Raw genomic sequence first — 13,624 nt, 5'->3', positions numbered from 1 at the left:
CCAATCAAAGCATTGCTGCGAAGTTGGGGGCCTGAATGGGCATTTCAAGCGTTGCGCGCTTCGATTCCCCAGCGCGCTAGCGCCGCGTCGTCGCTGACGCGGGCATCCACCCAGTGGGCACCTTGGGCGGTGTGCTCTTTTTTCCAGAAAGGGGCCTGGGTCTTGAGGTAATCCATGAGGAATTCGCAGGCCTGAAAACTCTCGTGCCGGTGGGCGGAGGTGACGGCCACCATGACGATCTGGTCCTCAGGCAACAGCGGCCCCACCCGGTGGATGATGCGAACCCCAAGCACATCGAAGCGCCGCAGGGCCTCATCGATCATGGCTTCGATGGCTTTTTCGGTCATCCCCGGGTAGTGCTCCAGCTCCATGGCCTGCACGCGGTGCTCGGGGTGAGAGGCAGCCCCGTCCCGGTCTCGGACCGTGCCCACGAACACGCACACCGCCCCCACGCGGGCGTCGTGGGCGCGCAAGGCGGCCATCTCGGCGGAAACGTCGAAGTCCTCGGTCTGGATGCGAACCCGGGGCGTTGGCATGGCATCCCTCGTCAACCGCCCGTGACCGGCGGGAAAAAGGCCACCTCGGCGCCCGCGCGCAAGGGCGTGGCGTCATCGGCCATGGCATGATCGACCGAAGCCCGCAGCGATTTGCCGCGCGCCAGCGCTTCGGCCCAAGGGGAGCCGCGACCAATCAGCTCGTCGCGCAGCGCCCCGACCGTCCCGGCACGGGTTTGCAGGGTGAGCACCGAAGCCCCGACGGCTTCTCGCAAAGCGGCAAAGAACCGGACCTGGATCGTGATCGTCATGGCAAGTCGTCAGCCGAGCAAGGCATCCAATGGAAAATACCGCACCTTGTCCCCGTGGGCAATGGGCTGCGATGGCGGGTTGTCCACCAAGCCATCGGCCCAGGCCAGGGAGGTGAGCACCCCAGAGCTCTGATTGGGAAACAGGTCCAGCCCGCCCTGGGCGTTGCGGCGCACGCGCACGAACTCGCGGCGCCGGTCCGGGCGAGGCAGATCGAAATGCGCCACCATCTCCAGCGCGGGGGGAAGTCCGTGGGCGGCGGGGTCGTTGCGGCCCTGGAGCCGCCGCAGAAACGGACTGGCCAGCAAGAGGAAGGTGACGAAGCTCGACACCGGGTTGCCGGGCAGGCCGATGAAGTGGCAACGGCTGCCCCCCGCGGCGCGATTCACCCACCCGTGGGCGAACGGCTTGCCGGGTTTCATGCCCACTTGCCACAGATCCAAGCCGCCGAGCTGCTGCACCGCTGGCTTGACATGGTCTTCCTCGCCGACCGACACCCCGCCGCTGGTGAGGATCACGTCGTGGCCTTCGGCCGCTTCACGCAGGGCTTGTACGGTGGCCTCGCGCTGGTCTGGCACGATGCCCATGTCGGTCACCTCGCAGCCCAAGCGCCGCAGCAACGCGCGCAGGACATGGCGGTTGGAGTTGTAGATGGCCCCCGGGCGCATCTGCTCGGGCGGCACCTCGCCGGGCATCACCAGCTCGTCACCCGTGGAAAACAAGGCCACTTTGACGCGCCGGATCACGGTCAGCCGGTCGTGGCCGATGCTGGCGGCCAGCCCCAGCTCAGCCGGCCCCAGGCGCTGGCCCGCGGCCAACACCACGGCCCCGCGGCGCACGTCTTCCCCTTGGCGGCGTATCCATTGCCCGGGGGCTGGCACGGTTTTGAAACGCACCGTGGGCCGACCTTCGGCGGGCTCGCCCGCCTCGGTGTCTTCCTGCATCACCACGGCATCAGCCCCTTCAGGCACAGGGGCGCCGGTAAAGATGCGGGCCACGGTTCCGGGCATCAGCCGCTCGCCGAACTGTCCGGCAGCAATGCGTTGCGTAACGGGCAAGGCTTGCCCAGCGGCCGCGGTCACGTCAGCGATGCGCACCGCATAGCCGTCCATCGAGGCATTGTCGTGCCCAGGCACATCCAGGGCCGAGACGAGATCCTCCGCCAGCACGCGGCCGTCGGCCTCGAAGCTGGAAACGACCTCGGTCTGCGCCAGGGGCTCTACCCCGCTCAACAGGCGCGACAGCGCCTCTTCCAAGGCCATCAGGCCAGGCCGGGGTGCCGCAGAGACGGTGCAAGCGAAGGCGTTCATAGGGCGTCGGGATCCGGAAAGCGGTAGTCGAACCGGTGGGCGTGGGCGCTCAACCATTCGGCCACGGCGGCGGGCGCGTTGATGTCGAGCACGGGCAGGCCCGTGGGCTCGGGCAAGGCCTCAGGGGCATCGGTGCCCACGGCCACGACAAACGGGTCCAGCGGATAGAGCACATGCCCACCCGGCTGCGGCCGCCACAGTTCGATCTTGGGGATGTCGGCATCGCGGAAACCCTCCACCAACACCCAGTCGGCCACCGGCGTGAGTTCGGCCAGCAACTGATGCACTGTCAGCACGGCCTCGCGCTCAAACTCGCGCATCAGCACCAGGCGGCGCGAAGACGCCACCACCACCTCGAAAGCCCCGGCTTCCCGGTGGCGATGGCTGTCTTTGCCCGGATGGTCCACGTCCGGGCCGTGGTGCGCGTGTTTGACGACCGAAACCCGCTGCCCCGACGCGCGCAGCACAGGAATGAGCCGCTCGATGAGCGTCGTCTTGCCCACCCCGGAGAACCCGGCAAACCCCACCACGTGCATATCCACCACCCTTTACCGGTCTGTGCTCATGCCTGGCAATGCGCGGCAATATAGGCTTTGACCCGCTCGGCATCGACCGGCATGACCTGCACCCGCTTGGGCAGGTTTTCGATGCCGATGAAGGGCGCGGGCCGGCCGGGCTCGCGGCCCAGGGCCTCGACGAGGGTCTGGGCAAACTTGATGGGGAGCGCCGTCTCCAGCACGACCATGGGCACGCCTGAGCGCACATGCTCGCGGGCCACTTTCACGCCGTCGGCGGTGTGGGTATCGATCATCTGCCCGAAGCGGCTCCAGACATCGCGGATGGTGGCGATGCGGTCGGCATGGGTGCTCTTGCCACTGACAAAGCCGTAGCGGCTGGCCGCCAGCGGGAAATGGGGGTCGGCGCCCAGGTCGAAGCGGCCGTCGCGGCTGAGCGCATCGCCAAACAGGGCGCGGGTGCGCGGCGCATCGCGGCCCAGCAGGTCAAAGACAAAGCGCTCGAAGTTGCTGGCCTTGCTGATGTCCATCGAGGGGCTGGATGTCTCGAACGTGTCGGCGCTGCCGCGAACCCGGTACAGCCCGGTGCGGAAAAACTCGTCGAGCACATCGTTCTCATTGGTGGCCACCACCAACTGGTCGATGGGCAGCCCCATCATCCGCGCCACATGGCCGGCGCACACGTTGCCGAAGTTGCCCGACGGCACGGTGAAGCTGACCTTCTGGGCGTTGGAGGCCGTGGCCTGGAAATAGCCGGCAAAGTAGTACACCACCTGCGCCAGCAGCCGTGCCCAGTTGATGGAGTTGACGGTGCCGATCTGGTGGCGTTGCTTGAAGGCCAAGTCGTGGCTGACGGCCTTGACGATGTCCTGGCAGTCGTCGAACACGCCCTCGATGGCGATGTTGTGGATGTTGGGGTCCTGCAGGCTGAACATCTGGGCCTGCTGGAACGGGCTCATGCGCCCGTGGGGGCTGAGCATGAAGACGCGGATGCCGCGCTTGCCGCGCATCGCGTACTCGGCGGCGCTGCCGGTGTCGCCGCTGGTGGCCCCCAGGATGTTGAGCGTCTGGCCGCGGCGCGCCAGTTCGTACTCGAACAGGTGGCCAAGCAACTGCATGGCCATGTCTTTGAACGCCAGCGTGGGGCCGTTGGACAGCGCCTCCAGCCACAAACCTGGCTCCAGCGGACGCAGCGGCACGATCTCGCGCGTGCCGAACACCTCGGCCGTGTAGGTCTTGGCACACAAGGCGCGCAAATCGGCCGCGGGAATGTCGTCGATGTAGAGCGACAGCACCTCGAACGCCAAGGCGGCGTAGCCCTGCTCGCGATAGACCTCGCGCCAGCGCGTCAAGGTGGCATCGTCCACCTGGGGATAGCGTTCAGGCAGGTACAAGCCGCCATCGGGCGCCAACCCTTCCAGCAGGATTTCGCAAAAGCGCTTGCGCTCGGCGTGGCCGCGGGTGGAGAGGTAGCGCATCAGGCCAGTTCCTCCTTGCGGATGCGCACGATCGGCGCCAGCACGGTGGGCAGGCCCTGCATCTGGGCGATGGCGTCGTTCATCGTGCCTTCGCGCGTGCTGTGGGTGAGGATGATGAGATCGGTCTGGCGGCTGCCCTCCTCGGCTTCGCGCTGCAGCACGGCGTCGATGCTGATGCCGGCTTCGGCCAGCAGGCCCGTGACCTTGGCCAGCACGCCGGCTTCGTCGGCCACGCGCAGGCGCAGGTAGTAGCTCGTGACCACCTCGCTCATGGGCAGCACGGGCAGATCGCTCATCGACGCCGGCTGGAACGCCAGATGCGGCACGCGGTTGAGGGGGTCGGCGGTGTGCAGGCGGGTCACATCCACCAGGTCGGCAATCACGGCGCTGGCCGTGGGTTCGCTGCCCGCGCCCTTGCCGTAGTACAGCGTGGTGCCCACGGCGTCGCCCTGGACCACCACGGCATTCATGGCGCCTTCCACATTGGCGATCAGCCGCTTGGCCGGCACCAGGCACGGATGCACCCGCAGTTCGATGCCTTCCTGCGCCCGCTTGGTAATGCCCAGCAGCTTGATGCGGTAGCCCAGTTGCTCGGCGTAGCGAATGTCGGCCGCTTCCAGCTTGGTGATGCCCTCCACATGGGCCTTGTCGAACTGCACCGGAATGCCGAAGGCAATCGCGCTCATGATGGTCGCCTTGTGCGCGGCGTCCACGCCCTCGATGTCGAAGGTCGGGTCGGCTTCGGCGTAGCCCAGGCGCTGCGCTTCTTTGAGCACTACGTCGAAGTCCAGGCCCTTGTCGCGCATTTCCGACAGGATGAAGTTGGTGGTGCCATTGATGATGCCGGCCACCCACTGGATCTGGTTGGCGGTCAACCCCTCGCGCAGCGCCTTGATGATGGGAATGCCACCAGCCACGGCGGCCTCGAACGCCACCATCACGCCCTTGGCCTGGGCGGCCGCGAAGATTTCGGTGCCATGCACGGCAAGCAAGGCTTTGTTGGCCGTGACCACATGCTTGCCAGCGTCGATGGCCTCCATCACCAGCGCCTTGGCAATGCCGTAGCCGCCAATGAGTTCGACCACGATGTCGATGTCGGGGTTGGCAATCACCTGCCGGGCATCATTGACCACCCGCACGCCATCGCCCACGATGGATTGGGCGCGCGCCACGTCCAGGTCGGCGACCATGGCAATTTCGATGCCGCGGCCGGCGCGGCGCTGAATCTCCGCCTGATTGCGTTTGAGCACATGGAACACACCACTGCCTACGGTTCCAATGCCCAGCAGGCCCACTTGTATCGGTTTCATAGCGTTCGTTTCTCGGTCTTGATGGCGGATGCGGCCCCAGGCGCGCGAAGTCAGGTGCCGTGGCGCTTGCGGTAGTGCGCCAGGAAGCGGGCGATGCGGCCCACGGCATCGGCCAGGTCGTCTTCGTGTGGAAGGAAAACCAGGCGGAAGTGGTCCGGGGTCGGGTAATTGAACCCCGTGCCTTGCACGATGAGCACCTTCTCCTCGGCCAGCAGTTCATAGGCGAACTGCTGGTCATCCTCGATGGGGTAGATTTTCGGGTCCAGCCGCGGGAACATGTACAGCGCGGCCTTGGGCTTGACGCACGTCACCCCCGGGATCTCGGTCAGCAGCCGGTGCGCCAGGTCGCGCTGGCGGCACAGGCGGCCGGTGGGGGCGACCAGGTCGTTGATGCTCTGGTAGCCGCCCAGTGCGGTCTGGATCGCCAGTTGCCCGGGCGTGTTGGCGCACAACCGCATCGAGGCCAGCATGTTCAGGCCTTCGATGTAGTCTTTGGCGCGGCGCTTGTCGCCCGAGACGATCATCCAGCCCGCTCGGTAGCCGCAGGAGCGGTAGTTCTTGCTCAAGCCGTTGAAGGTGACGCACAGCACGTCCTCGGCCAGCGAGGCGATGGAGGTGTGCGTGTGCCCGTCATAGAGCACCTTGTCGTAAATCTCGTCGGCAAAGATGATGAGGTCGTGCTTGCGCGCCAGATCCACGATGGCTTGCAGCACTTCGTTGGGATACAGCGCCCCGGTGGGGTTGTTCGGGTTGATGACGACGATGCCCTTGGTGCGCGGCGTGATTTTGCGCTCGATATCGGCCAGATCGGGCGTCCATTCGGCCTGCTCATCACAGATGTAATGCACGGGGGTGCCGCCCGACAGTGAGACGGAGGCCGTCCACAGCGGATAGTCCGGCGCTGGTACCAGAATTTCATCGCCCGCATTCAGCAAGGCGTTCATGCTCATGGTGATGAGCTCGCTGGCGCCATTGCCCAGGTACACGTCGTCCACCGTCACGCCGGCAATGCGCTTTTCCTGAGTGTAGTGCACGATGGCCTTGCGCGGGGCGAACAGCCCCTTGCTGTCGGTGTAGCCTGCCGCATTCGGCAGGTTGCGGATCATGTCCTGCAGGATCTCGTCGGGCGGCTCCAACCCGAACACCGCCAGGTTGCCGATGTTGAGCTTGATGATCTTGTGGCCCTCTTCCTCCATCGCTCGCGCCTTGTCCAGCACGGGACCCCGGATGTCGTAACAGACATTGGCCAGCTTGGCGGATTTGAGAATGGGCGTGGAGAACATGATGCAACGGTGGTGAAACCTATAATTTCACCATACTTTTCCCCACCAGCCCTTGCCATGAAGCTGCAACCCGACCGCCTCGACACCCTGGCCGTCAACGCCCACGGCCCGGGCTGGATGGTCATCGGCGGGCAGCGCTACGAGGAAAGCGTCATCCTCTGCTCGGAAGGCTACCTCAAAGCCTGGCATTGCACTCGGCATGGGGCCCTGACGGTCAGCCACTTTGAACTGCTGGCCGAATGGCGGCCCGAGCTGGTGATTTTCGGCAGCGGCCTGACGCTGAAATTCGTTCGCCCTGAGCTGCTGCGCCCGCTCATCGAGGCCGGCATCGGGGTGGAGACGATGGACACGATGGCCGCTGCCCGCACCTACAACATTCTGGCCGGCGAAGGCCGGCGGGTGGCAGCGGCCTTTCTCATCGAAACCCCTTAGATTTTTCCGCCGGGCTGGCTGGCCTTTCGCGGTAAAATGCGGTATTACGTGTGGCGCCCGCCACCTCTTTATGGGTGGTGCCAGCCAAAGCCTTCGGGCGCCTTCGCAGCATTCAACCTAGCAGGGGATCCGCTTCATGGCCGTAGTCGTCAATAAACCCATTCCTGAATTTGAAGCCAATGCCACGGGCGGTGTCAAGGTCACTCATCAATCCCACCTCGGGAAAGTGCTGATCCTCTATTTCTACCCCAAGGACAACACGCCAGGCTGCACCACGGAAGCCATGCAGTTCCGCGACAAATACAGGGATTTCGTCAAGGCCGGCGCGGAGGTGTTCGGCGTCTCGCGCGACAACATGAAGTCCCACGACGACTTCAAGGCCAAGCTGGAACTGCCCTTCGAGCTGATTGCCGACACCGAAGAAAAGATGTGCCATATGTTCGGCGTGGTCAAGAACAAGATCATGTACGGCAAGAAGGTCAAGGGCATCGAGCGCAGCACCTTCCTCATCAGCCCGGAAGGCATTCTGCTGCAGGAGTGGCGCGGCCTGAAGGTGCCGGGCCATGTGGAGGAAGTGCTCAAGGCCGTCAAGATGGTCAAAAAGGCCGCATGAGCCGCGTTGCGGGTGGTGCATAATGAATCCATGCACCTGAGTTCGACGCTCACCGTCCAACCGTATTCTGTCCAAGCCGCCTGGGTTGCCCATGGCGGCTTTTTTCTTGCCGCCTGCCTCGGCCATTGACACTCATGCCCCTGCCCCCCGCCCCTGCCAAAAAAGCCGCTCGCCTGTCTGCCGACGCCATCGAGTCCACCCGCGTCGCCCGCAAACGGTCAGAGCCCGCCATGGATTTGTCCACCTCCTTGAGCCCGCTCACGCTGGAAGCGGCGCTCCCCTCCCCTGCGCCAGCTTCCGCCTCGGCCCGATCAAACGGCGCCACGCCCAAGCCATCGACCAAAGCCAAAGCCCCTGGCCAGGCCGTTGCAGCCCTGGCCAACGACGATGCAACGGCTTCCGTGCCGCCGACCCGATTGGCACCGCAGCGGCGCCGCAAAGCCGGCACGCTCGCTGCGGGGCCTCGGCGCCTGTTCGTGCTCGACACCAACGTGCTGATGCACGACCCGACCAGCCTGTTCCGCTTCGAGGAACACGACATCTTCCTGCCCATGATCGTGCTGGAAGAACTGGATGCGAACAAAAAAGGCATGAGCGAGGTGGCGCGCAACGCCCGGCAAGCCAGCCGCACACTCGACACCTTGGCCGCCCAGCGCGGGGGCGACATCAGCGCCGGCTTGCCCTTGTCGGCGCTTGGCAACAAAGATGCCACCGGCCATCTCTTTTTCCAAACCAGCCCGCTACAGCACGAACTGCCCAACAGTCTGCCCCAAGGCAAGGCCGACAATCAGATATTGGGCGTGGTGCAGGCCCTGAAAATGAAATACCCGGGGCGCGAGGTGGTGCTGGTGTCCAAAGACATCAACATGCGCGTCAAGGCCCGCGCGCTCGGCCTGGCGGCCGAAGACTACGAAAACGACAAGACCCTCGATGACGGCGAACTGCTCTACCCCGGCTCGCTGGCCCTGCCCCCAGACTTCTGGACCCGGCAAAGCAAGACGCTGGAAAGCTGGCAACAGGGCGGACACACCTTCTACCGCATCAGTGGCCCCATCGTCGAGCAATTGGTCATCAACCAATTCGTCTATTACGAGGCGGCCGGCGAGCCTTCGCTGTACGCCCGGGTGACCGAATTGCGCGGCAAGCAAGCCGTGCTCAAGACGCTGAAGGACTACACCCATCTGAAGAACGCCGTGTGGGGCGTGACCAGCCGCAACCGCGAGCAGAACTTCGCGCTGAACCTGCTGATGGATCCCGACATCGACTTCGTGACGCTGGCCGGCACCGCCGGCACCGGCAAGACCCTGATGGCTCTGGCCGCCGGCCTGACGCAAGTGCTCGATGAGCGCCGCTACACCGAAATCATCATGACCCGCGCCACCGTCAGCGTGGGCGAGGACATCGGCTTTCTGCCCGGCACCGAAGAAGAAAAAATGGGCCCCTGGATGGGCGCTCTGGACGACAACCTGGAGTTTCTGGCCAAGGGCGATGGCGGCAACGCAGGCGAATGGGGGCGCGCGGCCACCAATGAGCTGATTCGCAGCCGCATCAAGGTCAAGAGCATGAACTTCATGCGCGGCCGCACCTTCATGAACAAGTACGTCATCATCGACGAGGCGCAGAACCTGACGCCCAAGCAGATGAAGACGCTGATTACCCGCGCCGGCCCGGGCACCAAGATCATTTGCATGGGCAACCTGGCGCAGATCGATACCCCCTACCTGACCGAAGGCTCCAGCGGCCTGACCTATGCCGTGGACCGTTTCAAAGGCTGGCCCCATGGCGGGCACATCACGTTGGCGCGCGGGGAGCGCTCGCGTCTGGCCGACTTCGCCAGCGACGTGCTTTGATCCTGCAAATTTGATATCTCATCCACGCAACATCCCCTAAACAGGGGATGTTCGGAAGTCTTCCGGCGAAGTAGCTTATCGGGTTTATCGGAAATCGATGCCCTGATGGCGCCTTTTCATGGCCAACCCTGCTGCCGAGCCCTCCTCCCCTCCCACTTCTGAAGTTGCCACACCCGGGCATGTGCCATGGCCAGTGAGCAGCGAATTGCTGCTCGGCCTGGCGGCGGATTGGCTGTGGGTGATGGACATGCAGTTGCGCATCGTGCGCATCGAAAGCCTCAATGCCGGCCGCTTGGCGCCTGACGTCGAGCACGCCGTTGGCCATACGCCCTGGGAAAGCCCGCTGTTTGGCGTGCCCGGACATGGCTGGCGCCGCCATTTGCGGGTGTTGTGGTCGCACCAGCCGTTCAGAGACCTGGAACTGGCTTGGCGCAGCGGCGGACGCATCCGCTGGTCTGCCATCAGCGGCGTGCCGTTGTTCGACGGCAAGCAGCGTTTTTGCGGTTATGTGGGCGTGGCCTGCGACATCACGGCACGCAAGCAGGCAGAACTGGCCATGCGAGAAGCCCGCGCCGATCTGGACGCGACGCTGCGCGCGCTGCCCGATCTGATGTTCGAAGTCGATCAACGGGGCACCATCCACCATGTGCATGCGCCGCAGCCGGAGCTGCTGGCCGCGCCGGCGGATCGCCTGATCGGGCGCAATCACCGCCAATTCCTCCCCGCCGAAGTGATAACCGTCGTCGAGCAAGCCCTGACCGAGGCGCGACAGCAAGGGCACGCGCGTGGATACCGCTATGCCCTGCAACTGCCGCAAGGGCCATGCTGGTTCGAGCTGTCTGCCGCCCGCAAGCACACGCCAGGCAAGGCGACGCCTCGTTATGTGCTGATCGTGCGCGACATCACCGAACTCAAGCGGCGCGAGGCCGAATTGAGCGAGTTGGCTTTTCACGACTCCCTGACCGGCCTGCCCAACCGGCGCCTGCTGATGGACCGCATCGAGCAGACGCTGCTGCGCCAAACGGGGTGGGCCGCTTTGCTGTTCGTCGATCTGGACAACTTCAAGACCATCAACGACACCCGTGGTCACGCCACGGGCGACCAAGTCTTGATGGCGTTTGCCGATAAGCTGCGCCACTCGGTGCGCGAGGCCGATCCGATGGGCCGCCTGGGGGGCGATGAGTTTCTGGTGCTGCTGGTGGACCTGGGCGACGATGCCAGCGTGGCCCGGCGCGCGGTGCAACGCGTGGCGCGCGCATTGATGCAAGCCACCGCACAACCTTACCCGGGCGTAGAGCCGCCTATCTCGGTATCCGTCAGCATCGGGGCGTTGTTGTTTCAAAGCCCCGCATGCCTGAGCGAACTGCTGCCACAGGCAGACGCACTCATGTACCGCGCCAAACAGGCCGGCAAAGGCCGCGTCAGCCTGCGCTGGTACAAGCCCCCCAATCGCCCCCTCGGCGTTGCGGCCCTCACCGAACGCCGAAAGCAGCGCCGAGGGGTGGAAAAACCTCAGAAATCGTCCGAGTAATTGGCCAAGCTCTCAAAGCGGGTCAGCGCATTCAAGAACGCGAGCTTCACCGTCCCCGTGGGGCCGTTGCGCTGCTTGCCAATGATGATTTCGGCCACGCCGGGCTCCTTGCACTGGTCTTTGGTGTAGTACTCGTCGCGGTAGATGAACATGATGATGTCGGCGTCCTGCTCGATGGCGCCGGATTCGCGCAAATCGCTCATCATGGGGCGCTTGTCGGTGCGCTGCTCCACCGAGCGGTTGAGCTGCGACAGCGCAATCACCGGGCATTGCAACTCCTTGGCCAGCATCTTCAGGCCGCGGGAAATCTCACCCAGTTCGGTGGCGCGGTTTTCCCCATCGCTGCTGCTGCCGCTCATCAACTGCAGGTAGTCCACCACGATCAGGCCCAGCTTGCCGCACTGCCGCGCCAGCCGCCGGGCGTTGGCGCGCAGTTCGCTGGGCGTCAGACCCGGCGTTTCGTCGATGTGCAGCGACACGTTGCGCAGCTTCTCGATGGCCTCGGTCAGGCGTGGCCATTCGTCGACGGTCAGCTTGCCGGTGCGCAAATGGCTCTGGTTGATGCGCCCGATGGAGCCGACGATACGCACCGCCAACTGCGCGGCGCCCATTTCCATGGAAAACACCGCCACCGGCAAGCCTTCGTTGAGGGCCACGTGTTCGGCGATGTTGATGGCGAATGCCGTGTTGTGCGTCACCACATCGCCATCGGTGATGTAAAGCCGGCTCGGATGACTGACCGCAATGCACTGACATGGAACCGTGCGGGAAGGCTCGATGCCCGTCAACACCAGGCGCTTGCGCCGCTGGGGGCGCTCTGGCAAGCGTGCCACCTTGTCAGAGAGCAACAGCAGCGATCGCGGTTCGGGATGCGAAATGTGACAAACATACGCCGGAAGGCCCGCGACTCGCTGACCTTGCGCATTGGTGAAGTGGGTGGGCTTGGATGCCACAGAGCACCACCCTCCCAAGGATCGAACCAGCTCGCACACGTCTTGGGCCAATCGGTGACTGGCCGTAGAGAACCGGATGCTGCCCCACCGCTCGACCCAGCCGTCCGTATCGAGCAAACCCCGCAACAAATCCAGCCGCGCTTGTCGATGCGCGCTCAGGTACACGGGGGGGATGAACTTTTGTTCACTCGTCAAGCCAGACAAGCCGAGTTGCTCCAAGGCCGAGCGCAAAGGGTTGTCAGTCACCCCTTGCACGCCCGCCACTTTGCCGCGATGCCGTTGCACGACGCGATAGTTGCAGCGGTCCGCATGCACCACTTCCAACGCTTGCCCGATGCGGGACTGCAACCGGCCCAAGAGTTCTTGCGAGACCGAGCTGAACCGCACCGAGCCAGCCCCGCTGAGACCGCCATCGCCCAACAACGCCCCCAGCACCCAGGGGTCGATCGGCAGCGGCTCATGGTGACCGAACTCACCGCTGTGTGGCTCGATCCAGATGCGCCGGCGGTAGCGCGCTTTGGCGATCAACTGCCGCAGCTGTTGGGTGCTCAGCACCTTGGGCTGAGGCCAATGACGGCACGACACCTGCCACAGATGCTCGTCGCAAGCCTCCGCGCTGCGCCCGTCCGAAAAGGTCAGCCGCCAGACCTGCTTGGTGCCTTGCGGAAACACCCCCGTCACCACCGATGGGCGCCCATCGACCGAGGCCACCGCATCGCCCACGGCCAAATCACCCATCCGCTTCCAACCCGTCAAAGTACGCACTCGCGCATCCAGCGGCTGGGCTTTGCCCATGCTGGGCCGTGCCGCGAGCACGATCAGATCGCCCGGCTGCAGGCCAGCGGTCATGCGGTCCAGGTCCATGAATCCGGTGGGCACCCCGGTGATGTCGTTGGGGTTGTCGGCCATGTCCTGGACCCGGTCCAGCAGATCCACCACCAGCGAGTCCAGCGACTGAAAGCCCTGCTTCATGCGCGAGCCTTCTTCGCCGATGTGGAAGATCTTTTGCTCCGCTTCGTCCAGGATGGCGGCCACTGGCCTGCCTTTGGGGTTGAAGGCCTGGGTGGCGATTTCGTCGCTGACGGAGATGAGCTTGCGCAATATGGCGCGCTCGCGCACGATTTCGGCATAGCGGCGGATGTTGGCCGCGCTCGGCACGTATTGGGCCAAGGTGTTGAGGTAGGCCAAGCCGCCCACTTCATCGGCCTTGCCTTGGCTGCTCAACTGCTCGAACACCGTGATGACGTCCGCGGGCTTGTTCGCATTGATCAGGGCCGCGATGGCGCTGTGGATGAGCTGATGCTCGCTGCGGTAGTAGTCGCTTTCGGAAACCAGGTCGGCCACCCGGTCCCAGGCGCCGTTGTCGAGCAGCAGCCCGCCCAGCACGCTGGACTCGGCTTCGATCGAATGCGGCGGCACCCGCAACTGCGCCATTTCATGGTCGGGCACGAAGGGCAGGCTGTCGGGGTTCAGGTCGTCCATGGGAAATACAGCAGACATGGGATTCCTCTCAGGCCGCCATCTTAGCGGCGCTGCGAACAAGCCA

The 13,624-nt window shown here is 64.6% G+C and carries 12 protein-coding genes; 4 read left to right on the top strand and 8 right to left on the bottom strand.

What is annotated here, in order from left to right; genetic code table 11:
• Positions 1 to 44: 44 nt before the first annotated feature.
• From DFR43_RS08195 to DFR43_RS08165, 7 genes are read right to left on the bottom strand one after another with little or no spacing between them, the layout of a single operon-like run.
• On the bottom strand, positions 45 to 536 hold the full coding sequence (locus DFR43_RS08195; RefSeq protein ID WP_133597511.1) for a molybdenum cofactor biosynthesis protein MoaE: 492 nt from the start codon (positions 534 to 536) through the stop codon (positions 45 to 47).
• A gap of 11 nt (positions 537 to 547) precedes the next feature.
• Complete coding sequence (locus tag DFR43_RS08190; RefSeq protein WP_133597510.1) at positions 548 to 805, bottom strand: MoaD/ThiS family protein; 258 nt, start codon at positions 803 to 805, stop codon at positions 548 to 550.
• 9 nt (positions 806 to 814) lie between these two features.
• The gene (locus DFR43_RS08185; protein WP_133597508.1) at positions 815 to 2,113 is read right to left on the bottom strand and encodes a molybdopterin molybdotransferase MoeA; all 1,299 of its coding nucleotides are present in this window, start codon (positions 2,111 to 2,113) and stop codon (positions 815 to 817) included.
• Positions 2,110 to 2,649 (bottom strand): molybdopterin-guanine dinucleotide biosynthesis protein B, encoded by a 540-nt coding sequence (mobB, locus tag DFR43_RS08180; protein WP_133597635.1) that lies wholly within the window; start codon positions 2,647 to 2,649, stop codon positions 2,110 to 2,112. The genes DFR43_RS08185 and mobB overlap by 4 nt, the downstream gene beginning before the upstream one ends.
• A gap of 26 nt (positions 2,650 to 2,675) precedes the next feature.
• Positions 2,676 to 4,106: a threonine synthase gene (gene thrC / locus DFR43_RS08175; protein WP_133597506.1), complete on the bottom strand. Its 1,431-nt coding sequence runs from the start codon at positions 4,104 to 4,106 to the stop codon at positions 2,676 to 2,678.
• Positions 4,106 to 5,416 (bottom strand): homoserine dehydrogenase, encoded by a 1,311-nt coding sequence (locus DFR43_RS08170; protein ID WP_133597504.1) that lies wholly within the window; start codon positions 5,414 to 5,416, stop codon positions 4,106 to 4,108. The genes thrC and DFR43_RS08170 overlap by 1 nt, the downstream gene beginning before the upstream one ends.
• Before the next feature lie 50 nt (positions 5,417 to 5,466).
• The gene (locus DFR43_RS08165; protein WP_133597502.1) at positions 5,467 to 6,699 is read right to left on the bottom strand and encodes a pyridoxal phosphate-dependent aminotransferase; all 1,233 of its coding nucleotides are present in this window, start codon (positions 6,697 to 6,699) and stop codon (positions 5,467 to 5,469) included.
• A 57-nt stretch (positions 6,700 to 6,756) separates the two neighbouring features.
• On the opposite strand from DFR43_RS08165, the gene DFR43_RS08160 reads away from it, so the two are divergent.
• The 4 genes from DFR43_RS08160 to DFR43_RS08145 all read left to right on the top strand — a co-directional run bounded on the left by DFR43_RS08160 (position 6,757) and on the right by DFR43_RS08145 (position 11,125).
• Positions 6,757 to 7,131 carry an Mth938-like domain-containing protein gene (locus DFR43_RS08160; protein ID WP_133597500.1) on the top strand — a complete coding sequence of 125 codons (375 nt, stop codon included), beginning with the start codon at positions 6,757 to 6,759 and terminating at the stop codon, positions 7,129 to 7,131.
• A 136-nt stretch (positions 7,132 to 7,267) separates the two neighbouring features.
• Positions 7,268 to 7,744 carry a peroxiredoxin gene (locus DFR43_RS08155; protein WP_133597498.1) on the top strand — a complete coding sequence of 159 codons (477 nt, stop codon included), beginning with the start codon at positions 7,268 to 7,270 and terminating at the stop codon, positions 7,742 to 7,744.
• 134 nt (positions 7,745 to 7,878) lie between these two features.
• Positions 7,879 to 9,594 (top strand): PhoH family protein, encoded by a 1,716-nt coding sequence (locus DFR43_RS08150; protein WP_133597496.1) that lies wholly within the window; start codon positions 7,879 to 7,881, stop codon positions 9,592 to 9,594.
• A 193-nt stretch (positions 9,595 to 9,787) separates the two neighbouring features.
• Positions 9,788 to 11,125, top strand: coding sequence for a diguanylate cyclase domain-containing protein (locus DFR43_RS08145; protein ID WP_164499714.1), 1,338 nt, complete (start codon positions 9,788 to 9,790; stop codon positions 11,123 to 11,125).
• Here the strand turns inward: DFR43_RS08145 and dnaB are convergent.
• Positions 11,107 to 13,578 (bottom strand): replicative DNA helicase, encoded by a 2,472-nt coding sequence (gene dnaB / locus DFR43_RS08140; protein ID WP_133597492.1) that lies wholly within the window; start codon positions 13,576 to 13,578, stop codon positions 11,107 to 11,109. The two genes, DFR43_RS08145 and dnaB, sit on opposite strands and share 19 nt — an antisense overlap.
• Between the last annotated feature and the right edge of the window lie 46 nt (positions 13,579 to 13,624).

The organism is Tepidicella xavieri, assembly GCF_004363315.1.
GTDB lineage: Bacteria > Pseudomonadota > Gammaproteobacteria > Burkholderiales > Burkholderiaceae_C > Tepidicella > Tepidicella xavieri.
The sequence above is the reverse complement of the archived record's forward strand: the minus strand, read 5'-3'. Positions and strand labels throughout refer to the sequence as shown.